This window comes from Micromonospora sp. DT47 (assembly GCF_049844475.1).
In the GTDB taxonomy this organism is placed as follows: domain Bacteria; phylum Actinomycetota; class Actinomycetes; order Mycobacteriales; family Micromonosporaceae; genus Micromonospora.
Window position 1 is genome coordinate 41343 of record NZ_JBNCLC010000022.1, and the last position, 25919, is coordinate 67261.

General features: G+C 72.5%; 26 protein-coding genes. 4 read left to right on the plus strand and 22 right to left on the minus strand.

Translation table 11 applies throughout. The features are described from left to right. Positions 1-10: 10 nt before the first annotated feature. The 8 genes from ACLQ2U_RS25835 to ACLQ2U_RS25870 form a co-directional block, all read right to left on the minus strand. Positions 11-841, minus strand: coding sequence for a carbohydrate ABC transporter permease (locus ACLQ2U_RS25835; protein WP_425753443.1), 831 nt, complete (start codon positions 839-841; stop codon positions 11-13). Then, entirely contained in the window at positions 838-1824 is a 987-nt protein-coding gene (locus tag ACLQ2U_RS25840) for a carbohydrate ABC transporter permease (protein ID WP_425753445.1), read from the minus strand. The genes ACLQ2U_RS25835 and ACLQ2U_RS25840 overlap by 4 nt, the downstream gene beginning before the upstream one ends. Beyond that, positions 1821-3110 (minus strand): sugar ABC transporter substrate-binding protein, encoded by a 1290-nt coding sequence (locus ACLQ2U_RS25845; RefSeq protein ID WP_425753447.1) that lies wholly within the window; start codon positions 3108-3110, stop codon positions 1821-1823. The genes ACLQ2U_RS25840 and ACLQ2U_RS25845 overlap by 4 nt, the downstream gene beginning before the upstream one ends. A 254-nt stretch (positions 3111-3364) precedes the next feature. Beyond that, positions 3365-3652, minus strand: coding sequence for a GlsB/YeaQ/YmgE family stress response membrane protein (locus ACLQ2U_RS25850; RefSeq protein ID WP_425753449.1), 288 nt, complete (start codon positions 3650-3652; stop codon positions 3365-3367). Positions 3653-3979: 327 nt separating this feature from the next. Continuing rightward, entirely contained in the window at positions 3980-4267 is a 288-nt protein-coding gene (locus tag ACLQ2U_RS25855) for a GlsB/YeaQ/YmgE family stress response membrane protein (RefSeq protein WP_425753449.1), read from the minus strand. 302 nt (positions 4268-4569) lie between these two features. Continuing rightward, the gene (gene lepA, locus ACLQ2U_RS25860; RefSeq protein ID WP_425753451.1) at positions 4570-6447 is read right to left on the minus strand and encodes a translation elongation factor 4; all 1878 of its coding nucleotides are present in this window, start codon (positions 6445-6447) and stop codon (positions 4570-4572) included. A 168-nt stretch (positions 6448-6615) separates the two neighbouring features. Then, positions 6616-7152 carry a DUF4240 domain-containing protein gene (locus ACLQ2U_RS25865; protein ID WP_425753453.1) on the minus strand — a complete coding sequence of 179 codons (537 nt, stop codon included), beginning with the start codon at positions 7150-7152 and terminating at the stop codon, positions 6616-6618. Beyond that, positions 7149-7271 (minus strand): hypothetical protein, encoded by a 123-nt coding sequence (locus ACLQ2U_RS25870; RefSeq protein ID WP_425753455.1) that lies wholly within the window; start codon positions 7269-7271, stop codon positions 7149-7151. Before ACLQ2U_RS25870 ends, ACLQ2U_RS25865 begins: the two co-directional genes overlap by 4 nt. Positions 7272-7376: 105 nt before the next feature. Between ACLQ2U_RS25870 and ACLQ2U_RS25875 the strand changes: the two genes are divergently transcribed. After that, the gene (locus tag ACLQ2U_RS25875; protein ID WP_425753457.1) at positions 7377-8399 is read left to right on the plus strand and encodes a phosphotransferase family protein; all 1023 of its coding nucleotides are present in this window, start codon (positions 7377-7379) and stop codon (positions 8397-8399) included. A gap of 113 nt (positions 8400-8512) precedes the next feature. Then, positions 8513-8779 carry a 30S ribosomal protein S20 gene (gene rpsT, locus ACLQ2U_RS25880; protein WP_425753459.1) on the plus strand — a complete coding sequence of 89 codons (267 nt, stop codon included), beginning with the start codon at positions 8513-8515 and terminating at the stop codon, positions 8777-8779. A 231-nt stretch (positions 8780-9010) separates the two neighbouring features. Here the strand turns inward: rpsT and ACLQ2U_RS25885 are convergent, their stop codons facing one another. The 8 genes from ACLQ2U_RS25885 to ACLQ2U_RS25920 form a co-directional block, all read right to left on the minus strand. Next, complete coding sequence (locus ACLQ2U_RS25885) at positions 9011-9493, minus strand: hypothetical protein (protein ID WP_425753461.1); 483 nt, start codon at positions 9491-9493, stop codon at positions 9011-9013. Next, positions 9490-10470 carry a DNA polymerase III subunit delta gene (gene holA, locus ACLQ2U_RS25890; protein ID WP_425753560.1) on the minus strand — a complete coding sequence of 327 codons (981 nt, stop codon included), beginning with the start codon at positions 10468-10470 and terminating at the stop codon, positions 9490-9492. Before holA ends, ACLQ2U_RS25885 begins: the two co-directional genes overlap by 4 nt. Positions 10471-10657: 187 nt before the next feature. After that, complete coding sequence (locus tag ACLQ2U_RS25895; protein WP_425753562.1) at positions 10658-11527, minus strand: carbohydrate ABC transporter permease; 870 nt, start codon at positions 11525-11527, stop codon at positions 10658-10660. A gap of 35 nt (positions 11528-11562) precedes the next feature. Then, positions 11563-12606 (minus strand): ABC transporter ATP-binding protein, encoded by a 1044-nt coding sequence (locus tag ACLQ2U_RS25900; protein ID WP_425753463.1) that lies wholly within the window; start codon positions 12604-12606, stop codon positions 11563-11565. After that, positions 12603-13925, minus strand: coding sequence for an ABC transporter substrate-binding protein (locus ACLQ2U_RS25905; protein WP_425753465.1), 1323 nt, complete (start codon positions 13923-13925; stop codon positions 12603-12605). Before ACLQ2U_RS25905 ends, ACLQ2U_RS25900 begins: the two co-directional genes overlap by 4 nt. Further along, entirely contained in the window at positions 13922-14779 is an 858-nt protein-coding gene (locus ACLQ2U_RS25910) for a carbohydrate ABC transporter permease (RefSeq protein WP_425753467.1), read from the minus strand. The genes ACLQ2U_RS25905 and ACLQ2U_RS25910 overlap by 4 nt, the downstream gene beginning before the upstream one ends. 25 nt (positions 14780-14804) lie before the next feature. Further along, positions 14805-17618, minus strand: a complete 2814-nt coding sequence (locus tag ACLQ2U_RS25915; protein ID WP_425753469.1) for an exo-alpha-sialidase — start codon at positions 17616-17618, stop codon at positions 14805-14807. 412 nt (positions 17619-18030) lie between these two features. Further along, entirely contained in the window at positions 18031-18219 is a 189-nt protein-coding gene (locus ACLQ2U_RS25920; RefSeq protein ID WP_425753471.1) for a hypothetical protein, read from the minus strand. A 48-nt stretch (positions 18220-18267) separates the two neighbouring features. Here ACLQ2U_RS25920 and ACLQ2U_RS25925 point away from each other — a divergent pair, with 48 nt between their 5' ends. Together ACLQ2U_RS25925 and ACLQ2U_RS25930 are read left to right on the plus strand one after the other, a co-directional pair. Then, a complete protein-coding gene (locus ACLQ2U_RS25925) occupies positions 18268-18642 on the plus strand; it encodes a winged helix-turn-helix transcriptional regulator (RefSeq protein WP_425753473.1) in 375 nt (124 codons plus the stop codon). Between the two features lie 262 nt (positions 18643-18904). After that, the gene (locus ACLQ2U_RS25930) at positions 18905-19993 is read left to right on the plus strand and encodes a hypothetical protein (protein WP_425753475.1); all 1089 of its coding nucleotides are present in this window, start codon (positions 18905-18907) and stop codon (positions 19991-19993) included. Between the two features lie 48 nt (positions 19994-20041). Here the strand turns inward: ACLQ2U_RS25930 and ACLQ2U_RS25935 are convergent, their stop codons facing one another. The 6 genes from ACLQ2U_RS25935 to rsfS form a co-directional block, all read right to left on the minus strand. Then, a complete protein-coding gene (locus tag ACLQ2U_RS25935) occupies positions 20042-20317 on the minus strand; it encodes a helix-turn-helix transcriptional regulator (RefSeq protein ID WP_425753476.1) in 276 nt (91 codons plus the stop codon). A 76-nt stretch (positions 20318-20393) separates the two neighbouring features. Beyond that, a complete protein-coding gene (locus ACLQ2U_RS25940) occupies positions 20394-22811 on the minus strand; it encodes a ComEC/Rec2 family competence protein (RefSeq protein WP_425753478.1) in 2418 nt (805 codons plus the stop codon). After that, a complete protein-coding gene (locus tag ACLQ2U_RS25945) occupies positions 22808-23653 on the minus strand; it encodes a helix-hairpin-helix domain-containing protein (protein ID WP_425753480.1) in 846 nt (281 codons plus the stop codon). The genes ACLQ2U_RS25940 and ACLQ2U_RS25945 overlap by 4 nt, the downstream gene beginning before the upstream one ends. Before the next feature lie 202 nt (positions 23654-23855). Next, the gene (locus ACLQ2U_RS25950; RefSeq protein ID WP_425753482.1) at positions 23856-24722 is read right to left on the minus strand and encodes a DegV family protein; all 867 of its coding nucleotides are present in this window, start codon (positions 24720-24722) and stop codon (positions 23856-23858) included. 48 nt (positions 24723-24770) lie between these two features. Beyond that, positions 24771-25418: a histidine phosphatase family protein gene (locus ACLQ2U_RS25955; RefSeq protein ID WP_425753483.1), complete on the minus strand. Its 648-nt coding sequence runs from the start codon at positions 25416-25418 to the stop codon at positions 24771-24773. Beyond that, positions 25415-25822 (minus strand): ribosome silencing factor, encoded by a 408-nt coding sequence (rsfS, locus tag ACLQ2U_RS25960; protein ID WP_425753485.1) that lies wholly within the window; start codon positions 25820-25822, stop codon positions 25415-25417. The genes ACLQ2U_RS25955 and rsfS overlap by 4 nt, the downstream gene beginning before the upstream one ends. Positions 25823-25919: the final 97 nt, after the last annotated feature.

A 25919-nucleotide genomic window follows, 5' to 3' on the forward strand; every position in this document is an offset into this window, starting at 1 on the left:
CCGTCAGGGCTCAGCCCTTGACCGCGCCGGCCACCAGGCCGGAGACCATCCGCCGCTGCACCAGCAGGAAGAAGATGATCACCGGGATGGTGAACAGCGTCGAGGCGGCCATCACCGAACCCCAGGCGGTGTCGTCCCGCCCGAAGAAGAAGGTCATCGCCACCGGCAGGGTGTACCGGTCCTGGTCGTTGACGAAGGTCAACGCGAAGATCAGCTCGTTCCAGGCGGTGATGAAGGAGAAGATGCTGGTCGCCACCAGGCCCGGCGCGACCAGCGGGAAGAGGATCCGCCGGAAGGTCTGCGCGCGGCTGGCCCCGTCGATCGCCGCGGCCTCCTCCAGCTCCTTGGGCACCGCCGCGACGAAGCCGCGCAGCATCCAGACCGCGAACGGCAGCGAGAAACCGAGGTACGTCAGGATCAGGCTGGGCAGGGTGTTGTAGAGGCCGAGCCGCTGGATCATCAGGAACAGCGGGATCACCAGCGCCTCCAGCGGGATCATCTGCACCACCAGCAGCATGATCAGGAAGCTGGTCCGGAGCCGGAACCGGAACCGGGCCACCGCGGTCGCGGCGAGCAGCGCGATCAGGCCGCTCAGCAGCACCGTGCTCACCGCGACGAGGGCGCTGTTGAGGAAGAAGTCGGCGAACGTCACGCCCGGGATCAGGTTGCCGGTGAGGATCTCCCGGTAGTGCTCCAGGGTCGGCTCGGCCGGCACCGGCCGGGGCGTGGCCGAGAAGATCTCCCGGTTCGGCTTGAGCGACGTGGCGACCATCCAGTAGACGGGGAACGCCGCGAAGAGGGCCACCAGCAGGCCCGCGCCGTTGAGGGCGATCTTCTTCACGACTCGTCCTCCTGCTTGAGCACCATGCGGACGTAGAGACCGGTCACCACCAGCAGGATCAGCGTGAGGATGACCGCGATCGCGGAGCCCACGCCGTACTTGGGCGGCGGCGAGAAGGCCTCGGCGTACGAGTAGATGGAGAGCATGAACGTCGGCCGGTCCTGGGTGCCGCCGGCCAGCACGAACTGCTGGGTGAAGACCTTGAAGTCCCAGATGGTGGAGAGCACGATCAGGATCCCGAAGACCGGCCGCAGCAGCGGGAAGGTGATCTTCCAGAAGACCCTCCACGGCCCGGCCCCGTCGACCCGGGCCGCTTCGTGCAGCTCGCTCGGTACGCTCTTCAGCCCGGCGAGCACGCTCACCGCGATGAACGGGAACGAGTGCCAGACCACCACCAGGGTGAGGATCGCGAAGAAGAGCAGCGGCGAGTTGAACCAGCCGTACCCGGTCCAGTCGCTACGCCCGAAGAGCGCGGTGGAGGGCCCGTCCGGCAGCGCGTTGAACAGCCAGGTGACCAGGCCGGAAGTGTCGTCGAAGATCCATTTCCAGACGATGGTGCCGGTCAGCGCCGGGGTGGCCCAGGCGAGCATCACGCAGCTGGCGACGAAGGTGGCCATCCGCTTCCCGAGCCGGTTGAGCAGCAGCCCGACCAGGGTGCCGAGGATCATCGTCAGCACCACGTTGGCCGCGGCGAAGAGCACGGTGTTGCGCAGCACCGTACGGAAGAACGGGTCGCCCAGGATCTGGGTGTAGTTGGCCAGCCCCACCCACGGCCATTCGCGGTCGCCGCGCAGCTGCCGGACGCTGTCCAGCTTGTAGAAGGACATCGCCACCACCTGGCCCAACGGCCAGAGCAGCAGCACCCCGATGACCGCCAGGCAGGGCAGCAGGAGCAGGTACGGCAGGCGGTCCAGGCGAGGCCGCCGCCGCGCGGGGGTCTCCCGCGCGGCGGCCGTCCCGGTGGGCTTGGTCAGCGTGGTCACTTGGCGTTGAGGATGCTTTCCATCTCAGCGGCCGCGTCGGCGGTGGCCTTCTCCACCGTCTTCTGACCCTTCATGACCGAGCTGTTCATCGCCTGGGTCACCGTCTTGGTCCGGCTGACCTCCACCCACTTCGGGGTCAGCGGGGTGACCTTGGTGTTCTTCATGGTGGTGGCGAACGCGGCCATCACCTTGTCGTTGGCGTAGTCGCCGCCGGAGACCAGGTCGGAGTAGACCGGGAAGAAGTTCAGGCTGCTGGCGAAGGTCTGCGCGTTCTTCTTGTTGAGCAGCACCGTCAGGTAGTCCCAGGCAAGGTCCTGCTTCTTGCTGTCCTTCCACAGCGCGATGTCCGAGCCGCCGGCGAAGGCGGGAGCGGGCTTGCCGTCCGGGCCGGGGATGGGGAACGTGCCCCACACCTTCTCGATCTCCGGGTTGTCCTTCTTCATCGCGCCGCCCTGCCAGCTGCCGGCGAACGCCATCGCCGCCTTGCCGGTGGCGAACTGGGTACGCGCGTCGACCTCGTTCCAGCCGGCGGCGGCCGGCGGGGCGACCTTGTGCACGGTGACCAGGTCGGTCCAGAACTTGACCGCCTTCTGCGTCTCCGGGCTGGTGTAGCCGGACTTCCAGGTGCCGCTCTGCTCGGTGGCGATCTCGCCGCCGGCGCCCCAGAGGAAGGAGTAGAAGGGCAGCTCGGAGTTGCCCGGCAGCGCGATGCCGTAGGTGCCCGGCTTCTTGGCCTGCACCGCCTTGGCGACGGAGACCAGCTCCTCCCAGTTCGTCGGCGGCTGCACGCCGGCCTCGGCGAACCAGTCGGTGCGGTAGTAGATGGCCCGGACGCCGGCGTACCACGGGACGCCGTACTGCTTGCCGTCCAGCTGCGCGTTCTTGACCAGGTCGGGCAGCACGTCCTTGCCCTCGGACCAGCCGGCGAACTTGCCGCTGACGTCGGCGAGCGCCTCCTGGGCCGCCCAGCCCTGCGTCTCGGTGTTGCCCAGCTCGGTGACGTCCGGGCCCTCACCGCCGGCCAGCGCCGCCTGGAACTTCTTCGGCGCCTCCAGCCAGGGGATGTACTGCACCACCACGTCGGTGTCCGGATGCTTCTGCCGGAACTCGGTCTCGACGCCGTCGAGGAACTTCGTCTGCGCGTCGCCCCCCTCGCCCATCATCCAGACCGTCAGCTTGCTGTTGTCGGCGGCCTCATCGTCGCCGGAGCCACCGCAACCGGCGAGCACCATCGCGGCCGAGGCCACGACGGCGGTGACCGGAGCCAGCCGCTTCCACCTGTTCACGCCACTTCTCCCTCGCGCCGTCTGGCACTAACCTTCTCTGCCGCACCCTAGTAGGAAAAATTCCTTTACGACAGGGGTGGCTGAGGGCGAGGCGACCGTACCGCAGGTGGCGACCGGTGAGGCAGGGCCCGGCGGCGGCCGGTGGCCGCGCCCGGTCGGGGTGCGACGCTCGTCCGGGAGGGGCCGGCGCACGTACGCGAGCGGGCGCCCGCCCCCTGGGGGTCGGGCGCCCGCTGAGCTGCGGTGCTGCGGAATTACCGGTGGGTGACGCTGCGGCGACGGCCGACACCGGCCACCAGGGCCACGGCGATGGCGGCCAGCACGACCTGGACGAGGAGTTCCGTCCAGTCGATGCCGGCGGTCTCGGTCGCGATGCCCATGGCGCGGGCGAGGACGGTGCCCAGCAGCGCGGCGCCGATACCGATCAGCATGTGCAGCCAGATCGGCATGTTCTGGCGGCCCGGCACGACCAGGCGGCCCAGAGCGCCGACGATGAGACCAACAACGATGGCGGTGATGATGCCCCAAACGGTGAGCTCCACGGTCGCCCTCCTTTAAGTAGGTATGTCATTTGATGAGTGTTTCTTGGTGTGATTGATAGATTCCCGAACCCGGGAAATCCCAAACCGACTTTCGGGCCGACCGGGCCGGAATGGCCCGCGGCCTGCAGTTTGTCCGCCGAGACACTCCGCGGGAGCGGTGCGGTGGGACGCGTCGGGCCACGGACGTCCCGGCGGCCGGCCGCGCTCCCCGAAGCGGGCGGCCGGGCCGCCCCCATACCCGCGAGTGGACGCCGGCCGGCCGCAGACGCGAGCGGGCGCCCGACCCCGAGGGGTACGGGCGCCCGCTGAGCGTGCGGTGCTGCGGAATTACCGGTGGGTGACGCTGCGGCGACGGCCGACACCGGCCACCAGGGCCACGGCGATGGCGGCCAGCACGACCTGGACGAGGAGTTCCGTCCAGTCGATGCCGGCGGTCTCGGTCGCGATGCCCATGGCGCGGGCGAGGACGGTGCCCAGCAGCGCGGCGCCGATACCGATCAGCATGTGCAGCCAGATCGGCATGTTCTGGCGGCCCGGCACGACCAGGCGGCCCAGAGCGCCGACGATGAGACCAACAACGATGGCGGTGATGATGCCCCAAACGGTGAGCTCCACGGTCGCCCTCCTCCTCAAGATTCGGTCACACGGTGTGTGTTTCCTGTCGTGACCGCTAGATGCCCGAACCGCCGAAAAACCAAACCGACTCAGCGGGACAGCTGTCGCTCCACGTCGATCCCCCGACGCCGCGTCGGTTACCGGGCGGCGGCATCCGCGCAGCTCAGCACTGGCTTCCCGGCGGCGCGAACGAGCCGGGCCAGCCGGAAATTCACCGCCGCGACCCGAGCGGCAGCAACAGGAACGGCCGGCACCCCACCTCGGAGGTGGGGTGCCGGCCGCCCGGGCGTCCTGCCGTCGGGCTACTTCTTGCCGGGGGCCTTGCCGTCGCCGGAGTCGGAGGAGAGCGCGGCGATGAAGGCCTCCTGCGGCACCTCCACCCGGCCCACCATCTTCATCCGCTTCTTGCCCTCCTTCTGCTTCTCCAGCAGCTTGCGCTTACGGCTGATGTCACCGCCATAGCACTTGGCGAGCACGTCCTTGCGGATGGCGCGGATGGTCTCCCGGGCGATCACCCGGCTGCCGATGGCGGCCTGGATCGGCACCTCGAACTGCTGGCGCGGGATCAGGTTGCGCAGCTTGGCGGCGATGGTGACCCCGTAGTTGTACGCCTTGTCCTTGTGCACGATCGCGCTGAACGCGTCCACCGGCTCGCCGTGCAGGAGGATGTCCACCTTGACCAGTTCCGACGCCTGCTCGTCGGAGGGCTCGTAGTCCAGCGAGGCGTAGCCCTTGGTCCGGCTCTTCAACTGGTCGAAGAAGTCGAAGATGATCTCCGCGAGCGGCAGCGTGTAGCGCAGCTCCACCCGGTCGGCGGAGAGGTAGTCCATGCCGAGCAGGCTGCCCCGGCGACCCTGGCAGAGCTCCATGATCGCGCCGACGTAGTCGTTCGGGGTCAGCACCGTGGCGCGGACGACCGGCTCGTACACCTCGGCGATCTTGCCCGTCGGGTACTCGCTCGGGTTGGTCACGACGATCTCCTCACCGTCATCCGTGATGGCCCGGTAGACCACGTTCGGCGCCGTGGAGATCAGGTCGAGGTTGTATTCCCGCTCCAGCCGTTCCCGGATGATCTCCAGGTGCAGCAGGCCGAGGAAGCCACAGCGGAAGCCGAAGCCGAGCGCGCCCGAGGTCTCCGGCTCGTAGTCGAGCGCGGCGTCGTTCAGCTTGAGCTTGTCCAGCGCCTCACGGAGGTTGGGGTAGTCGGACCCGTCGATCGGGTAGAGGCCCGAATAGACCATCGGCTTCGGATCCTTGTAGCCGCCGAGCGCCTGGGTCGCCGGACGGCTGTTGATGGTGACGGTGTCACCCACCCGCGACTGCCGGACGTCCTTCACGCCGGTGATCAGGTAGCCCACCTCGCCGACGCCGAGCGCGTCGGCCTTCACCATCTCCGGCGAGATCACCCCGATCTCCAGCAGCTCGTGCACCGCACCGGTGGACATCATCTTGATCCGGTCCCGGGCACTGATCAGGCCGTCGATCACCCGGACGTAGGTGACCACGCCCCGGTAGACGTCGTACACCGAGTCGAAGATCATCGCCCGGGCGGGCGCCTCGGCGTCGCCGACCGGCGGCTTGAACTGCCGGACGATCTCGTCGAGCAGGTACGGCACGCCCACACCGGTCTTGCCGGAGACCCGGATGCAGTCCGCCGGGTCTCCGCCGATCAGGTGGGCCAGCTCCTCGGCGTACTTCTCCGGCTGGGCGGCCGGCAGGTCGATCTTGTTGAGCACCGGGATGACGTGCAGGTCGTTCTCGAGCGCCAGGTAGAGGTTGGCCAGGGTCTGCGCCTCGATGCCCTGCGCGGCGTCGACCAGCAGCACGGCCCCCTCGCAGGCGGCCAGCGACCGGGACACCTCGTAGGTGAAGTCCACGTGGCCGGGGGTGTCGATCATGTTGAGCACGGCGTGCTCGCCGGCCCGGTCGCCCTCGCGGATGGTCCACGGCATCCGGACGGCCTGGCTCTTGATGGTGATGCCGCGCTCGCGCTCGATGTCCATCCGGTCGAGGTACTGGGCACGCATCTGCCGAGGGTCGACCACGCCGGTGAGCTGCAGCATCCGGTCGGCCAGCGTCGACTTCCCGTGGTCGATGTGGGCGATGATGCCGAAGTTCCTGATGCGCGCCGGGTCGGTGGCACCAGGAGCGTTCGCGCCGGGATCGAGCGTCGGTGGCACAGCGGTCCGTTCTGGTCGGCTGACGTGAGCGGGCCGGCGCGACGCCGGCCCCCTCTATTCTCCCACGTCGCCCGCGACCCGGTCCGATCACTCCTGGGGTACCGGGGTCAGCCACCCGGTCCACTCCCGCGGCGGGGCCCACTCCGGCGGCTCACGTCCGCGGGCAACTCACTCCTCGGGGGGCTCGACGAAGAGCGCGGCGAGCCGGGGCAGCCGGCGACGGGCCTCCTCCTCGTCGTCGAAGTCCCAGAAGTCGTTGAGGTCGGGCGCCGCGACCGGGTCGCGCTCCGCCGGCAGCTCGGCGGCGGTCGCCTTCCGGTACGCCTCCCACGGCACCGCGAGCATGTCCGCGCACCGGAACTCCTCGCCGCTGAGCGAGGCGGCCCGCACCCGGGGCAGCTCGGCCAGCGAGTCCGGGTCACCGACCGCCTTCGCGAAGACCGACCGGCCCTGGGTCATCAGCCAACCGCGGAAGTACTCGAAGTCGTCGTCGGAGGCGCCACCGTTGATCAGGTAGGCCGCGCCCCACAGGTCGACCTGGTACGAGGCGGCGAGCACCCGCTGCTGATGGCGCGCGTACCCGACGATGTCCGCCGGGTCCCGCTCGGCCAGCAGAGCGACCGCGCGGGCGGCGACCCCGTCCGCCTCTCCCCCGGCGCCAGCGCGGGCGCGGTCGATCAGCTGCCAGAAGTCGTCGGTCCTCATGGCCTGGCAGTCTCCCAGACCCGCTCCCGCCCGCGACCGGGCAGCGGGGACATCGCGGCGAGTCGCGGGTAGCGGCGGACCAGCTCGGCCGGATCCTCCAGGTCCCACCGCTCGACCACCGGACGGGGTGAGCAGCTCAGCTCCCGGCCGGCGCCCAGAACTCGTCGATCTGCACGCAGGGGCCGCGGGGTGACCGAGGGGGGTGGACCGGGCAGCATGGTGGCGTGCCCCCGACGCCGCCGCCGTACCACGCCACCGCCGTCCGGCCGGACTGGTCGCAGCTGCCGGCGGGCCTGCGCGATGCGGTGGCCGCCCGGCTCGGCGCGCCGGTGGTCGCGGCGCGTACCGCCCGGGCCGGCTTCACCGGCGGGTTCGCCGCCGTGCTGGTGACCGCGGACGGCGGGCGGACGTTCGTCAAGGCCGCCGACCTGGCCCGGCAGCGCCACCTCGCCGACTGGTACGCCCGGGAGGCAGCGGTCCTCGCCCGGCTCCCGCCCGGCCTGCCGGTCCCCCGCCCGCGCTGGGCGCTGGCCGAGTCGGGCTGGTACGCGCTCTGCCTCGACGCCATCGACGGGCGCACCCCGCGGCTGCCCTGGGACCCGACCGAGCTGGACGCCGTCCTCGCCGGGTACGCCGAGGTGGCCGCCGCGCTGGCGGAGCCGCCCGCCGGGCTGGTCGCCCTCGGGCCGCCCCGGCTGGCCGACCTGGCCCGGGACGACATCCTCTGGTGGGGCGAGGTGGCCGCCGGCCGGGAGCCGGCGCCACCGCTGCCCGCCGCCGCGCGGGACCGGCTGCCCGAGCTGGTCGCGCTGGAGTCCCGGCTGCCGTCGTACGCCGCCGCCGGTACCGGGCTGATCCACGGCGACCTGCGGGTGGACAACGTGCTGCTCGACGCCGACGGCCGGGCCTGGTTCTGCGACTGGAACTGGCTCTGCCGGGGACCGGCCTGGTTCGACCTGGCCGGCCTGCTGATCACCGGGTACGACGGCGGCCCGGCGGCGGACGCGCGCTTCGCCGGCCACCCCGTCGCGGTCGGGGCGCCGCCGGACGCCCTGGACGTGACCCTGGCCGCGCTGGCCGGCTACTTCCTCACCTCGGCCGCGCACGGGGCCCGCGGCGCGGCCGCCGACGACCCCGGCTCGCCGAGGGACGGCTTTCCGCCGGTGTCGCCGCATCTGCACGCGCACCAGCGGTTCAGCGGGGAGCGGGCGCTCGCCTGGCTGGCCGCCCGGCGGGGCTGGCGCTGAGCCGTTTTGGCTCGTACCGGCCAACCTGGTAACCTGGCTCTTCGCGCAGCGATGACGCCTGCTCGTCGCGCGCGGAAGCAGACCATACCGAGCTACCAAGACGAGGCTGTCGCGTGGCGAACATCAAGTCCCAGATCAAGCGCAACCGGCAGAACGAGAAGCGCCGGCTGCGTAACAAGTCGGTCAAGTCGTCGCTGAAGACCGCCATCCGCAAGTTCCACGAGGCTGCAGAGGCCGGTGACGCCGAGAAGGCCACCGTCCTCATGCGTGACGCCACCCGTAAGCTGGACAAGGCTGCCAGCAAGGGCGTCATCCACGCCAACCAGGCGGCGAACCGGAAGTCGGCGATCACCAAGCGCGTCGGCTCGCTCTCGGCCTGACCCGAGCGACCTCAGACCTGACCGGAAGCCCCGGGCGATGCCCGGGGCTTCCGGCTGTCCGCGTTTCCGGGGTTGCCGGTCGGGGCCGTCCGTGTTCCGAGTGAGCGGGGCCCCCGGACGACCGATCCCCGGTCGCGGGCCGTCGGGCTCTCGATCCACTCGCTTTGAGCGGTGTGGCGGTGTCGTGCCACGACGGCGGCCAGAACCGGTCAGGGCAGCCGCCAGAACCGGTCAGGAACCGTCGGTAGGGTGCCGGCCTGGTCCGGCGGGCGGGCGCGGCGCCCCCGACGGCCACTCCGGCGCCTCCTGCGGCCGCTCCCACGACGGCACGGACGCCGATGCGGCGGTGACCACCACCCCCGGTACGGTCCGGGGCACCCGGGCCCGACCGACCACCGGTTCCATCTGCCGCCGGAACCGGTCCCGCTCCTGCTCGGGCACGAGCGCCGCCGAGCGGACCACCATCTCGGCCACCATGTCGTTGAGCTTCACCATCAGGGCCACCGCGACCGGCAGGATCAGCACGGCCCACCAGCTCACCAGCTCGGCCAGGGCGAGCAGCGCGGCGAGCGCGACGGCGCCCTCGAAGAAGAGGAAGCAGAGCACCCCACCTGGGTTCACGAACCGCAGCCCGAGCGCCCGTGCGTAGAGCGGCCGATACCGCTCGTCGTCGCTGGACACCATCGTCCACGGCGTGCGGGTGGGACCGATCACCGGGCGCCGCCCCGACGCGCGGCCGCGACTGAGAAGACCGCCTTCTCCAGCGCGTACGCCCGGTCGTCGGCGCCGCCCTTGACCGCGGCGTTGCACTCGGCGGCGGCCCGCATCGCCTCGACCAGGCCCTCCGGGGTCCAGCCCCGGGCCCGCTGCTGGGCGTTCTTGATCTTCCAGGCGGGCATGCCCAGCGTGCTGGCCAGCTGGTACGGGTCACCCCGCCCGGCGGCGGCGACCCGGGCCACCGTCCGCACCCCGTCGGCGAGGGCGTCCGCGATCGGCACCGGGTCGACCCCGGCGTGCAGCGCCCAACGCAGCGCCTCCAGCGCCGCCGGGACGTCACCGATCATGGTCGCGTCGGCGACCGTGAAGCCGCTCACCTCGACCCGGCCCTTGTAGTACCGGGCCACGGTGTCCGCGCCGATCCGGCCGTCGGTGTCGGCGATCAGCTGGGAGCAGGCGGCGGCCAGCTCGCGCAGGTCGGCGCCGACGGCAGCGATCAGCGCCTCGGCCGCGTCCTCGGTGCACTTCCCGCCGCCCCGCCGGATCTCGTCCCGGACGAAGGCCACCCGCTCGCGGTGCCCCTTGAGCTTCGCCGCCGGCACCACGGTGGCGCCGGCCGCCTTCAGCCCGTCGGCGAACGCCTTGCCCTTGGCCCCGCCGAGGTGCAGCACCACCAACTGGACGTCCGGGTCGGGGTTCTTCGCGTACGCCAGCAGGGCGGTGACCAGGTCCTTGCGGGCGTCCTGCGCGGACTGGAGCACCAGCACCCGGCGTCCGCCGAAGAGCGACGGGCTGAGCATCTCGGCGATCTCGCCGACGGTGAGCAACCCGGCCTGGTACTCGCGGACGTCCACCTCGGGGTCGACGCTGCGGACTCTTGCCACGGCTTCGGTCACCGCGCGCGTGGCGAGCAGCTCCTCGTCGCCGAGGACGAGCAGGATAGGAGCGAGGCTGGCGGCGGTCACGCCGCCCATCTTGGCACGGGTCGCGGCGGGATCGTGCCTGGTCATCCGCTGCTGTGACGGCGCACCCCGCACGCAGCGCAAATCAAGACATTTACGTCGATTGTTGGTCTGAACGCGGCAATACGGCTCGATCTCCGAACTTTCTTCCGACCGGCCTCCGTCACCTCGGACGCGCCGGCCGCCCGACCGGTTCCTCTCACAGCCGGTAGAGGGCACGGTAGCGGCGGATCAGCCGCCACTGCACCAGCACCGCCGCCACGGTCAGCAGGATCATCAGCAGGGTCGCGGCGGCGGCGTAGCCGTAGCGCAGGTACTCGAAGGCGTTGCGGTAGACGAAGAGCGACAGGTAGGTGGTGGCGTACGGGGGTGGACCGCCGTCGGTCACCACGAACGCCGGCACGAACGAGAAGTGCAGGCTCTGGATGGCGTCGCGCACCGCCAGCAACCCGAGCACCGGCGCCATCAGCGGCAGGGTGATCCGGCGGAACACGTCCCACCCGGTGGCGTCCTCGATGGCGGCCATCTCGTAGACGTCCCGCGGCAGCGCCCGGCGGGCGGCGAGCAGCACCACGAAGGTCTCCCCCATGGTGAACAGACTCATCAGAATGATCGCCGCCCGGGCGTCGGTGGGGTCGGTGAGCCACTGCGGTGGGGTACGGCCCAGCGCGGTCAGCCCGTTCTCGCCGCCGGTGCGCAGCAGTTGGTTGATCGGGCCGTAGAGCGGGTTGAGCAGCCAGAGCCAGAGGAGCCCGTAGGCGATCTCCGGCACCGCGGTCGGCAGCACCGCCGCGGTGCGGGCGGTGCCCACCCCGGCGGCGCGGCGGTGCAGCAGCAGCGCCAGGCCGAGGGCGAAGAGCACCCGCAGGGGTACGGCCACCAGCGCGAAGACCAGCGAGTTGGTCAACGCCACCCGGAAGATCGGGTCGTCGACGAGCGCGGTGAGGTTGTCCAGCCCGACCCAGGTCGGCGGGCGCAGCAGGTCGTACTCGGTGAAGGCGAGCGCCAGGGTGATCACCGCAGGCAGCAGGACCAGCCCGACCAGCCCGACGAGGTACGGCGCCAGCATCAGCGCCAACTGCCGACGCGAGCGGGTGTCCGGTCTCATGACGGGGCGTACCGGCGACCCGAGCCGGCGTCGAAGACGTGGGTGTCGGCCCAGCGCACGCCGACGCGTACCGCCTCGCCCCTTTCCGGCCGGCGGGCCGCCGGCACCCGGGCGACGACCGGTTGGCCCCCGGCGAGGGTGAGGTACGCGTACGCGTCCTCGCCGACCACCTCGACCCGGTCGACGGTGGCGTCCGCCCCGTCGGTCGCGCCCAGGGTCACCGCCTCCGGCCGGAACCCGATCTCCAGGCCCTTCTCCCCCGCCCCCGGCGGGGCTTCCCCCGCGGGCTGCACCGGCCCGGCCGCGGGGAGCAGGTTCATCGCCGGGGAGCCGACGAAGCGGGCCACGAAGGTGCTGGCCGGGGTACGCCAGATTTCGTTGGGGGTGCCGACCTGCTCAATGCGACCGTCGCGCAGCACCGCGATCCGGTCGGCGAGCACCAGCGCCTCGGTCTGGTCATGGGTGACGTGCAACATGGTGGCCCCCAGCCGGTCGTGCAGCGCCCGCAGTTCGGCCCGCATCTCCGTACGTAGGGCCAGGTCCAGGTTGGACAGCGGCTCGTCGAGCAGGAACACGTCCGGTTCGCGGACCAGCGCCCGGGCCAGCGCGACCCGCTGCCGCTCGCCGCCGGAGAGCTGCCCGGGCCGCCGGCCGAGCAGGCCGGCGCAGCCGACGGTTTCGGCGGCCGCGCGGGCCTGCTCCCGGGCGACCGCCCGGGGGGTGTCCCGCACCTCCAGGCCGAAGGCGATGTTCTCGGCGACGGTCAGGTGCGGGAAGAGCGCGTACGACTGGAACACCATCGACACGTTGCGCAGGCCCGGCCGGTCGGCGGTGACGTCCCGGCCGGCGATGAGGATGCGGCCGGTGGTGACCGGTTCCAGCCCGGCCACCACCCGCAGCACCGTCGACTTGCCGGCCCCGGACGGGCCGAGCACCACCAGCAGTTCGCCGCGGGCGACGGTCAGGTCGATCTCGTGCAGCACCGTCGAGCCGCGGTACGCGGCCGAGACCCCCGCCAGGGTCAGGCCCGGACCGCTCACCCGTGCTCGCCGCGGGCGAAGAGTGGCCGGGTCTGCTGGTCGAGGTCGCGGATCACGTCGTCGAGCCGGTCGCCCCGGTACATGGCGTTCTCCAGGATGCCGGCCGTGGCGTCCTCGATCTCCGGCCAGGTGGAGACGGTCGGCAGCGCCCGCACGGTCGGGATGGCGTCGAGGAACACCTTCGCGCTGCGAGGCGGCTGGGCCGGGCCGAGGAACGCCGGGGACTGCGACACCCCGACGTGCGATGGCACGGTCCGGCCGGTGGCCGCGATGATCTTCTGCCCCTCCTCGGCGATGGCGAACTCCAGGAACCGCCAGGCGGCGTCCTTGTTCTTGGCGCCCCGGGTCATGCAGTACGCGTCGGAGTGCAGCACTCCGACCTGCTTCTTGTAGATCGGCAGCGGGGCGACGTCCCACTCGAAGTCGGTGATGGAGCGGAACGTGGTGGTGGAGCGGCGGGAGCTCATCAGCATGGCGAGGCGGCCGTTGGCGAAGCGGGACTCGTCGTCCTCGGCCTCCACCTCCTCGTCGGTGGGCACCACCCCGTACGCCTGGCGCAGGTCGACCATGTTCTTCAGCGCCTCCCGGACGGCCGGCGTGTCCAGCGTCAGCCGGGTCGGCTTGGCGGGGTTGTCCACGATCTCACCGCCGCCTGACCAGACGAACGGGGCGAGCCGGATGATCGACGGTTCGATGCCGAGGCCGTGCACGGCCGGCCGCAGGGCGGCGCCCTCGCTCTCGGTGCCCTTGATGACCAGGCCCCGGGAGTCGCGGGTCATCGCGGTGGCGGTGCCGACCAGGTCGTTCCAGGTCCAGCCGGCCTTCGGCTCCGGGACGCCGTGCTTCTGGAAGAGCGTGCGGTTGTAGTAGACGGCCAGGCTGGAGACGTTCTGCGGCAGGCAGAGCTGCCTGCCGCCCCACTTGAAGGCGTTCATCGCGACCGGGTAGTAGTCGGCCGGGTCGATCGCGTCGGAACCGGCGATCCGGTCGTCCAGCGGCTCGACCACGTCCTTGGCGGCGAACTGGCCGTAGAAGCGGTAGTTCATCAGGAACAGGTCCGGCGGCGCGCCGCCGGCCACCGAGGTGGCCAGCCGGGCCAGCAGGTCCTTGCGGTCGCTGGCCTCCACGAGCTGCACCTCGGCGCCGGGCCGGGCCTCCTCGTACGCCTCGATGAGGGTGCGGTACGCGGCCAGCTCCTCCGGTGCGCCGAAGACGAGCAGGCGCACCGGCCCGTTGGCCGAGGGCCCGGAGCCCGAGCCGCAGCCGGCGGCGAGCAGCACGGTGGAGAGCAGCAGGGCGAGCAGCGCCTTGGGTCTCATGGGTTCCGTCCCGTCGGATCGTCATCGTGGAGGAAGCGCCGCTGGGCCAGCACGAAGACCAGAAGCGCCGGCGCCGTGGCGAGCACCGCCCCGGCCAGGAACACCGGGAAGTTCGTCGGGTCCAGCACCGACAGTGAGCGCAGTGCCAGCGGCAGGGTGAACAGGTCGCGGTCGTAGAGGTAGATCAGCGGGTCGAGGAAGTTCGACCAGGTGAGCACGAAGGTGAGCGCGGTGAGGGCGGCGGTCACCGGGCGGACCAGCGGGAGGGCCACCCGCCACCAGGTGCGCATCGGTGAGAGGTCCTCCACCAGACAGGCGTCGTAGAGGTCCCCCGGCAGCGCCCGGAAGGCCAGGTAGTAGACCAGGACGTAGAGCGGCGAGGTGCCCAGCAACGCCGGGGCGATCAACGGCACCAGGGTATCGGTCAGCCCGAGGATCCGGAAGATCGCGAAGCGGGGCACCAGCAGGGCGATGGCCGGCACCATCAGCGCGACCAGGGAGGCCGCGACGACGGTGGCGGTGGTGCGCGGGGCGAGCCGGGCCAGCGCGAAGCCGGCCAGGGAGGCAACGAGCACGCTCAGCGGCACCGCGACGACCGCGACCAGCACCGAGTTCAGCGATGCCCGCAGCAGCCCGCCGAGTTCGACGGCCTGCTGGTAGCCGGTGGTGGACACCGGATCGGGAACGAGTTGCGGGGTCGGTGAGGGCGGCAGGCCGGGCTCAGTGAGCGAGCCGGAGACCAGCAGCAGCAGCGGCGGGACGAAGACGAGGATGACGAAGGCCGCGCCGAGGGCGCGCCAGATGCGTCCGGCCGCCTCGGGCAGCGGTGAGGGGCCGCTCGCGCGGCCCCTCACCTGGTTGGTGCCGATGATGTTCTACCTACTTCAGGTTCAGCTGCCAGGCGCTGAGGCCGTGCGAGGCGGCATAGAGGATCCGCTTGCCCGGCACGATGGTGAGCCCGGCCACCTCGACGCTCGGCATGCCGCCGGCCGCCTTGGTCCAGGTCGTCGTGCCGTTGGCCAGCCGCAGGACGCCGAAGTCGGTGGACGCGTAGAGGTCACCGGTGACGTCGTCGCGGACCAGGTCGGTGATCGGCTGGTCGCCGAAGTCGTACGACCGGTCCGTCCAGGTCGCCGTCGCGCCGGCCACCTTCACCTCGAACGCGTGCCCCACGGTGGCCGGGGTGTTCGAGTTGAACCCGCTGTAGGAGATCCACGCCCGGGCCGGGTCGGCCGGGTCGATGTGGATGCTGGTGACGAAGCGGTTCGGCGTGGTCGCGGTGTCGATCCGGGTCCAGGTCACCGCCGAGGCCGGCTCGGCGTCGGCGTTGCGGGTGACGAACACCCGGCCTGTGCTGGTGGCCGCATACGCGGTGGACGAGTCGGAATCGACCCGCTGGATCACCGAGACCGCGCCGCCGGCCCGGTCGCCCCAGGCGGCGTCGGTCAGCGGGGTGGCCCCCAGCTGCTCCCAGTCGCCGCACTGGGTCCCGCTGGTGTTGATCCAGCTGCTGCAGAGCCGCTTCGCGTCCTCGATGCTCCGGTTGCCCAGACCGAAGGTCTTGGTGCGGTAGACGGAGCGGCCGGTGCCGGCGAACATCGTGCCGCTGACCTTGGGGTCGCTGATGATCGGGGCGTAGAAGAGGCTGCCGGCGTGGCCGAAGATCGGGTCGCCGGTCCAGATCCAGCCGCCGATGTCCCCGTTGTCGAAGTTCACCTCCGGCGTGACGTCGAAGAAGGAGTGGAACCGGAACTCCGGCTTGCCGACGTCGAAGCCGGAGGCCCCGCCGTCACCGATCATCGTGTTGACCCAGCGCGTGCGCTGGCCCTTGTTCTCCCAGGTGCCGTTGTCCTGGGTGCCGCCCTGCAGCAGCGTGTGGTCGTGCGGGCTGACCGACAGGCTGATGAACTGCAGCGTGTTCATGCCCTTGTTGATGCTCTCCAGCTTGGAGGGGATCTTCGAAAGCATCTGCTTGCACCGGTCCCGCTGCCCGGTGCTGTTGTTGAGCCCACGCTGCGGGTCGTTGCACCACTCCGAGCGGTCGACGAACTCGCCGCTGGATCGCATCACGCCGCCGTCGTTGGACTCGAAGAACTGGTACGGGTTGTTGGGGTTGGTGACCAGGTCGTGCTGGTCGGGGTGCAGCCCGTTCGGGTGCAACTCGTTGGTGCCGTCGAAGGTCATGTCCGTGCCGCTGACGCCGGCGTCGGTGGAGAGGACCACGGCCCGCTTGTTGGCGATCGTCTCGCCATAGGCGTACGAGCCGCCGGTGTAGACGATGTCCGGGTGCCCCTCGGGGGTGTGCACGAAGACGTCGTACCAGCACTGACCGCCGCACTGGTCGTAGGTGGCGAATCCGGGGTCGGCCGGGTTCGAGCTGGTCAGATCGGTGAAGGTGGGCGTGCCGCTGGCCACGTCGTCGCTGCGGAACAGCCGCGAGTACGGGTTGCCGATGTTGCCCTCGTAGACGTACATCCGGGTCTTGCCGTTGGGCAGGGCGGTGACGTCGATCGCGGGCCGGGTCTGGATCACCGCGGGGTTCAGCGACGGCTTGATCTGCGTCCAGGTGGCGCCGGCGTCCGCCGAGCGCCAGACGCCCCGGGCGTACGAGGAGGCATAGACGATGTTCGAGTTCTTCGGGTCGAGCTTGACCTGGCGGACACCGCGCGGCGAGCAGGCCGCGGTGTTGGTGAACTCCGCCGCGCTGCCGGTGCACTGCGTCGCGTCGGCCGAGCCGTTGTGGATGAACTTCCAGCTCTTGCCGCTGTCGGTGGTCTTGTACAGGCCCCACTTCGCTGCGTCCGGCACCGGACGGGTCACGCCGGTGCAGCAGGAGCTGGACATGCCGCGCAGCGCGGTGGTGGTGGCGACGTAGAGCGTCTTGGGGTCACCCGGCTTGATGGTGATCTCGCCGATGCCCTTGCCGCCGAGCAGGTCCTTGCCGAGCGGCCCCTGCCAGGTCGCGCCGCCGTCGGTCGACTTGTACAGGCCGACGCCCGCCACGCAGCCGGAGCCACAGGTGTTCGCCTCACCGGTGCCGATGTAGACCGTCCTGCCGGTGGGGTCGTTCTTGTCGATGGTCACCGAGCCGGCCGCGTTGATGCCCAGGGGCCCGCCCTGGTAGGTCCACTGCGGCTGGGCGGCCAGCACGTCGGGGGTCGCCCAGACGCCGCCACCCGCCGGGGTGATGTAGGCGCGGCAGGAGCCGGGTTGGCAGTTGTCGCTGATGGCAATCGAGGTGGTGCGGCCGCCCGCCACGTACTCGTTCGGCACGTAGTTGTACGCGTTGCGGAACTCGGTGAACGGGTAGAGCGCCTCACTCGGCCCGACGTTCGTCCACGTGCCCTTCATGACCCTGCCGGTCGGCACGGCGCGAGCCTGGGCGGACTTGTGGGCGGCCTTCGCCCGGTCCACCTGGGCGATGCTGATCGTGTTCGCCGGAAAGGCACGCTCCAGGAACTCCTGCTGGGCGGCACCGCCAGGACCGTCCGGCGACATGCCGTCGTTGCCCGGCACTGCCTGCCGCAGTCGCTCCAGGCGGGCGCCGAGTGCGCCCGGCATCTCGCCGTCGCCGACGGCCGCGGCGGCGGTCGGCACCTCGGCTCCGCTGTAGTGGATGCCGGCGGCACCCGTCGTCGCCACGAGGGCGGCGACCGCTAATCCTGCGAGCAGATGGCGACGTCTGCGCTTCACGAGGGATCCCTCCGGAAAGCGTCACCGCAGCGCGGCACCTCGGATTGGCGACCGTCACTGGCAGCGTCCATGCAGGAGAATGTCAGAGTGCGTCGACGCAGGCAACCCCCCTCGATGGATGCCGTTGGACAAGTGATTGCATTCGCGCGGGAGGGTTACTGCGCGGACATGCCAGCGCATCACGAGGACTACCGCGAATCGCGATCATCACCGGCGCCGACTCCGGCATCGGCAAGGCCTGCGCGGTCGCACTCCACGATCACGCGCCCCGGGTCGGCTCGTCGGCGTACTCGGGCTCGGGCCGCTAACCAAGGTGATGGCGCAGGAGCTGGCCGCGGACGGGATCACGGTCAACGCGGTCGCCCCGGGCGAGATTGCCACGCGATGACCGGGCAGGAGGACGTCGACCCGTTCACCGAGGAGCGGCCGGGGTACCGGTCGGGCGACCGGGGGACGCGCGGGCGATCGCCGCGGTCGTGGCGCTGCTGGCGTCACCGTCGGCGGCGTACGTCGCGGGGGCGTCCTGGGTGGTGGCGGTTAGTTGCCGGCCGCCGCCGCGGGCGATCAGAGCGGGTTCCTCGGTGGCGCTGTCACCGCCCAAGCAAGGCGGGTAAGAATTTTCGGGCATTTACGCGCGTATCATGGCAGTATGAGCAGGCTGCCTGCCGGCCAGCGCTGGCAACAGGAGTTGATCGCGCTGGAGATGAGCAACCCCGGACACTCGATCGACGCCATCGCGGAACGCCTGGACATCAGTCCCCGGACCGCTGCGCGACGGGTCCGGGCCGTGCTCCAACGCATCCCGGTACAGGAAGCGGACACGCTCCGCCGGCAGTCGGAAGCGCGGATCCTGGACTGGATGCGGCGGTGTAACACCCCGCTGGACTCCCCCGGGCTGTCAGTTCAGGACACGATCCGGACGCTCTCCCTGCCGTCCACGCTGGAGCGCGACCGGGTGCAACACTTCGGCCTGCGCACACCCTCCGCCGTGGTGGGCCAGCTAGAGCAGGCCGGCACCCGGTGAGCCCCCTGGCACGGCCGGACCTGAACGGCCCCGGCGCGCTCGGCCGGTGCCGCACCCATCGCCGGCCCCTGCTCCCGTCGCGGGTGTCCGACCTAGGGCGCGCGGCGGCGGACAAGGCGGCAGGGCAGGCACGCGAGCGCCTGGAGCAGATGGGCGAGCCGGCACCCGAGCCGGGCACGTGGCAAGCGAAGACACAGCGCCGGGGCTACTGCGCGACGGACGCGGCGGAGGCCGCCTGGACCCGACTCACGGAGGCATCCCGATGATCTACCCGACCGACAAGCGCGTGCGGTATGCCCCGACCCTGGCCGTGTGGATCGTGGACACGCAGGCGAGCCACGCCGGAGGCGCGGATCAACTCTTGGCCGCGATGATGGTCTACGCCACGGAATCCGGGAACATGCCGGACGGGTGCACCTGCGCGCCGGAGTCCTTCAGCGTCTCCGCCATGACCGGGGTGACCGCCAGCCCGGCGCGAGTCCACCCGCTCGGCCAGCAGGGTGGAATCGCCGTGTACGGACACGGCACCGTGCCGGAGAACGGCGTGGCGCCGGAGCGGCGCAACGCGCACCAGTGCCCGCGCGCGGACGCGGCCGGAGAGCGGCAGGCGCGCAAGCTGGTGAAGGCTGGCCGCTGGGGCGACCTGTACGCGCTCACCGAGCCGTTCCCGCCCGCGCCGGGCACCCTCCAGCCCGCCGCGCCGGATAACAATGCTCCGGCGTGGCAGGCTGAGCCGCTGTCCGTGCCCGGGGTTGGTCTGATCCCGGACCGGCACATCCACCCGGCCACCCGGGCGGACCTGGCCAGGCTCGGCACGCTCGCGACGGAGGCCACCCGGCTCGGCAGCGAGGCGCGCAAGGCGCAGGCCGCAGCGGCACAGGGACCCATGGAGGTCCGGCGGCTCGCGACGGTGGCCGCGCTGTCCGGCAAGGCGCTGGACGCCGCGGAAGTGGCCAAGATGGTCCGCGAGCGACAGGAAGCGGCGGAAGCCGCGCAGGCCGCGGCGGACGGGACGAGAGACGCGGTGGACAAGGTGCGCCGCGAGGTGGCCGCCGGGATCGCGGAGCGCCGGGAGGAGTGGCTGACGTACCTCCACGACCAGGCCACCGCCGGGCTGGCGCGCCTGGACCTCGTGGTGGCGGAGCTGGAGGCTGCGGTGGAGAACCTGGCAGAGATCGATCGGGTACGGCAGACCGTGGAGCAGGCCGACTCCGGCCGCCTGTTCTCCGCCGGATCCATGATCGTCGGCAACGCCGTGGAGGCGGCCAGGCGGAGCCGGGAGCGCGCGGCTACGGCGCTTGCCGGGCTGGAGCGGCACGCGAGCAAGGACAAGGCCACTCAGGCAGCCTGAGCCCACCTGGACGAACGGCCCGGGACCCTCCGCAGGGTCCGGGCCGTTTCAGCACTCGTCCGGGTCAGCGCCACGCGCCTGGTGCGGCCGGTGTTCCGTGATCCACGCTTCCACGTCCTCCACCAACCACACCGCTCCCCCGGCCAGCCGATCGAACGGCTCCGGGAAGTCCGGGCGGGAAACGATCTGCACGACCCGAGCGCGGGACACCTGTAGGCGTTCCTGTAGCTCCGAGCCGCCCAACCCGCACCGGGCCACCGGGCGCTGCGCGCAGTGCCGGGGCAACGGGTGCGAGTTGCTCGAGTGGGCAATCGGAGTGGTCAAGGCACACCAGGAATCCCCCGCCGTGCACTGACAGATGCCACTACGCGACGGGGAAACTCAGCGCCAGATCGAGGCGTCACGGCTGCCGCCCCAGACGGGTGTCGCGCCCCACTACCGCTACCGCGAGTCCCCGCCCGTCCAGCACCACCGCCGCATCTCCGTCGGTGTCGGTGCGCAGCACCCGCGCACCGCCCCGGGTCAGCCGGCCCAGCAGGCCCGGGTTCGGGTGCCCGTAGTCGTTGCCGGCACCCACCGACACCAACGCGACGGCGGGACGGACCGCGTCGAGGAACTCCGGCGCCTGGTAGGCCGAGCCGTGGTGGGCGACCTTCAGCACGTCGGCGCGGAACGCGCCGGGCGGCGCGGCCTCCAGCAGCGCCCGCTGCTCCTCGGTCTCGGCGTCCCCAGGAAGCAGGATCCGCACCCCGCCCACTGTGGCGGCCAGCACGAGCGAGTTGTTGTTCGGGTCGGACCTGCTGCCCCGGACCGGGTACGGCGGCCCGACCACGACCAGCTCCACTCCCCCGGCCCGCCAGGTCCAACCCACCGGCGCGGTACGCAGAGCGGCCGAGCCGGCCCGCGCGGCGACGCGTACCTGAGACAACCCGAAGGCCGGCTCCGACCACTGCGGAACCAGCACGGCGGCGACCCGCCGGCCCCGGAACACCCCCGCCACCCCGCCCACGTGGTCGGCGTGGAAGTGGCTCACCACCAGCAGCGGGACCTCCCGTACGCCGAGCCGGCGCAGGCACCCGTCCACCGCGGACGGCTCCGGGCCGGCGTCGACGACCACGGCCCGCCCGGCCGCCACCGGAAGCACCAGGGCGTCGCCCTGGCCGACCGCGCAGCCGACCACCACCCAGCCGGCGGGTGGCCAGCCGCTGGCGATCAGCCGGATCGGCAGGGTGCCGAGGATCACCGCGACGGTGCAGACCGCCAGCAGCCGGCGGACCACCGGCCGGCGGGCGGCGAGGAGCAGCCCCAGGGTCAGCCCGGCCAGCAGCAGCGCGCCGGGCACCCCACCCGGCCAGGGCAGAGTGCCCAGCGGCAGCCGGGCCCCGACCCGGGCCACGGTCACCAGCCACCAGGCCGGCCAGCTCGCCAGCCAGGCGGCGAACTCCGCGCCGGCCGGCCAGAGCGGCGAGACCGCGGCCGCCGCCACGCCGAGCACCGTGGCGGGCGCGATCGCCGGCACCACCAGCAGGTTGGCCGGCACGGCGACCAGGCTGACCGTCCCGGAGATGCCGGCCACGACCGGTCCGCAGGTCAGTTGCGCCGCCGCCGGGACCGCGAGCGCCTCGGCCAGCCCGGGTGGCACGCCCCGCCGCCGCAGCGCGTCCCGCCACCCGGGGGCGAGCAGCAGCAGCCCGCCGGTGGCCAGGACGGAGAGGGCGAAGCCGGCGTCCCCGGCGAGGTCCGGGTCGACGAGGACCAGGACGGCCACCGCGGCGCTCAGCGCCGGCAGCGCGGCCCGGGGCCGCCCGGCGGCCAGCGCGGCCAGCGCGATCGCGCCCATGGTCGCGGCCCGGACCACGCTCGGCGACGGGCGGACCAGGACGACGAAGCCGACCAGCGCCAGCCCGCAGAGCACGGCGGCCGCCCGCGGACCGGCCCGGGCCCAGCGGGCGAGCAGCAACACCGCGCCGACCACGATCGCCACGTTGGAGCCGGAGACCGCGTTGAGGTGGGTCATCCCGGTGGCCCGGAAGTCCTCCTCCACCGCGGCGGGCAGCCGGCTGGTGTCCCCGACCACCAGGCCGGGGAGCAGGCCGCCCTGCTCGTCGGGGAGCGGGGCGCAGGCCCGTTGCAGGCCGGCGCGGAGCGTACCGGCGGCCCGCTGGAGCCACGGTGGCGGACCGAGCGGCACCGGCGGGCCCACCGTGGTGAGCACGGCCGCGGTCAGGTCGCCGCCGCGGGGCGCGGTCAGCCGCCCCTCGGCGGTGAGCCGTTGCCCCGGCAGCAGCCCCCGCCAGCCCGGATCGGTGGCGAGCACCAGCACGCGTACCGGTGCGCGCAGCCGGCCGCCGTCCGGACCGGTGAGGTGGACCAGCTCCGTCGCCACCAGCAGGGTGGCCGACCGGCCCGGCGCTCCGCGTACCGGGCGGGGGTCGTCGCGGACGGCCAGCTCGGCGGTGACCCGCACCCGCTCGGCCACCAGTGCCCGCAGCGGACCGGCGTCGCGCCCGTGCAGCCGGGCTGCGGTGGCGGTGGCGCCGCAGACGACGCCGAGCAGCACGGCGACGGCGATCCAGCCGTACCGCCGGGTCCTCGGGCCTGGCCGCCCGACGAGGCCGGAGAGGTGCCCGACGGCGAGGCTGGCCAGACCGGCGGCGGAGGCGGCGAGCAGCGCCGCCGTCGGGGCGGTGAGGTGCAGGCAGGCCAGCGCGGTGAGCCAGGCCGCCACCGCCAGGCCGGCCAGGCGCAGGTCCGGTGGCTCCGCCGCCGGCTCCGGCGCCACGCCCCCGGGACCGCCCGGCCCGTTCGCCCGGTTCACACCGTCACCAGGTCCTTGAGCTGCTCGTACCGGGCATCGCCGATCCCCTCCACCTGGCGCAGGTCGCCCACCGAGCGGAACCCGCCGTGCTGGTCGCGGTGGGTCAGGATCCGCTGGGCGAGCACCGGACCGACCCCGGGCAGCGCGTCGAGCTGCGCCAGCGTCGCGGTGTTGAGGTTGAGTCGGCCGCCGGCCCCGGGTGCACCGCCCGGGCCGACACCACCACCGGCCGGTGCGCCGCCCGGGGCGGGCTGGCCGACCGGCGCCGCGACGCCGACCAGGATCAGCTCCCCGTCGGCGACCTTGCGCGCCGGATTGAGCAGGGCGACGTCGACGCCGGGAAGCGCCCCGCCGGCCGCCTCGACCACGTCGGCGACCCGGGCGCCGGCGGGCACCCGGACCAGCCCGGGACGGCGTACCTTGCCGGCGACGGCGACCACCAGGTCGCCGCCCGGGGTGGCGGCAGTCCCGGGCGCGGCGGACGGGTCCGCGGCGACTGGCGCGGCGGCCGCGGGTTCCGGTCGGACCGGCTCGGCGCGCGGCCGGGACCGCCAGGCCCAGAAGCCGGCCCCGAGCACCACGACCACGGCGACGACGGCCAGCGCCCGCACGCCACGTCGACCGGGGTCGAAGGCGCCGGGCCCGGGGAGCCGCGACCCGGGCGGGGCGTCGCCGTCGTCGGTGGTCACGCCCGCCCGGCCGTCCGCCGGGTCCTCGACCGGCCAGGACCCGGCGGACGGCCGGGGCGCGGGGGCAGGCCCGTCCACCCGATGCGCCCCCACCGCCGGATCGACCAGCCGGAACAACCGCCGCCGCACCATGGTCTCCTCGTCGTCTGACACGGCGCGAGGGTAGGGCGGCCGACGACTCCCGGTCAGCGCGCCGGCGGTCGGCTGTGGACGGGACGGCGCCCTGTGGACAACCGCCTGATCATGGACCGGTCTGCTACCGGGACGGGACCGGGGTCAGCTCGCCTCGGGGTCGAGGCCGAGCGCCGCCCGGCCGACGCCCCGGCCACCGCCGGTGACCACGTACGACCGGCCGTCACGCATCGTCGGAGGGTCCCGGCCTGCGGTGCACGACGACGCTGGCCAGGCCGGGCCCGGCGTGGGCGGCCACCACCGCGCCCGCCTCGGAGACGTACGTGTCGTGCAGCCGGTCGCCGAACCGGACGGTCAGCGCCTCGACCAGTTCCGCGGCGCGCTGCGGTGCGGCCAGGTGGTGCACCCCCAGGTCGACGTCGGCGTCGCCGGCCGCCTCGACCGCGAGGTCGACCAGGCGGGCCACCCCCCGGCTGGCGGTGCGCACCTTGTCCTTGAGCACGATCGCGCCGTCCGGCATGTGCATGATCGGCTTGACCGAGAGGGCGGTGCCGAGCAGCGCCTCGGCCGCGTTGATCCGGCCGCCCCGGCGGAGGAACTCCAGCGTGTCGACGTAGAACCAGATGGTCGTGCGGTCGACGGCGGCGAGCGCCGCGTCGCGGACCGCGGCCAGGGGGGCGCCGGCCTCGGCGGCGGTGGCGGCGGCGAGCACCGGGAAGCCGAGGCCCATTCCGGTGGAACGGCTGTCGACCACCTCGACCCGGTCGTCGACCTCGGCGGCGGCGAGCCGCGCCGCCTCCACCGTGCCGGAGAGTTCCGCGGACAGGTGCACCGAGAGCACGCCGTCCGCGCCGGCGTCGAGCAGCTCACGGTACGTCCGGGCGAACTGTTCCGGCGACGGCCGGGACGTGCTCACCGAGACCCGCCGGCCGCCGAGCACCCGGGTCGCGTCGGCCGGGAATGTCTCCACCCCCTCCAGCCCCTCCGCGCCGTTGAGCACGACGGTCAGCGGCACCACGGTCAGCCGGTGCGCCTGCACCAGCTCGGGCGGAAGGTAGGCGGTGGAGTCGGTGACGACCGCGACGGGCATGCCCGGCACGCTAGCCGATGACGGGACCGGACGCCCGGGCCGGAGGACTCAGACCGGCTCGGTCGACGCCGGCCGGGTGATCAGGCCGACATTGTGGGAGCGCAGGTGCCAGCCCGGGGCGGCACGCCGCGTCACGCCGTCGTCGTACCGCAACTCGGTCCAGTGGCAGTTGGCCAGCGAACCGACGGTGCGCAGCACCGCGTGGTCCCAGCCGAGCAGGTGGCCGACGCCCTGCCGGGCCCCGCCGCCGTGGGTGGTCACCACGACGGTGCCGCCGGCGGCGAGGTCGGCGGCGTCCTGGAAGGCCGTGCCGACCCGCTTGCCGAGGTCGTCGAGGGTCTCGATCTCGGCACCCGGGTCCGGGTCGCCGGCCCGCCAGCGGGCGTACTCCTCGGGGAAGCGCGCGGCGGCCTCGGTGAGGGCCAGCCCCTGCCACAGGCCGAAGTACCGCTCACGGAGCCGGGCGTCGGTGCGTACCGGCAGGCCGGTGACCTCGGCCAGGGCGGCGGCGGTGTCCACGGCCCGGCTGAGGTCGGAGGCCACGATGACGTCGGGGCGCAGCGCGGCGAGCAGCGGCGCGGCCGCCCGGGCCTGCTCCCGGCCGAGGTCGTTCAGCGACACGTCGGTCTGGCCCTGAACGCGGCTGGCGGCGTTCCAGTCGGTGTTGCCGTGCCGCCAGACGATCAGCCGGGTCATTCGGCGGAGACGGAGCCGGTCGCGTCGGCGTCAACCAGGTCGCGGTCGACGAACTCGATCTGCGGGCAGTCCTTCCACAGCCGGTCGAGGGCGTAGAACTCCCGCTCCTCGGTGTGCTGGACGTGCACCACGATGTCGACGTAGTCGAGCAGCACCCAGCGGCCGCCCCGCTGGCCCTCGCGGCGGACCGGCTTGGCCTTCTCCGGCAGCTCGAGCAGGCGCTCCTCGATCGCGTCGACGATGGCCAGCACCTGACGCTCGTTGGGGGCCGAGGCGACCAGGAAAGCGTCGGTGATGGCGAGCTGGTCGCCCACGTCGATGATGACGATGTCCTGTGCCTTCTTGTCGGCCGCAGCCTGGGCGGCGGCCATCGCCAGCTCGTGAGCGCGTTCGGAAACTGTCACCATTCTCCTTCGATCAACCGTGCGACTCTCCAAGCGTCTCATACCCGGCGGTGCGACGACTTGTCAGTTCTGGTCGATTACGGGGACGAAACACCAC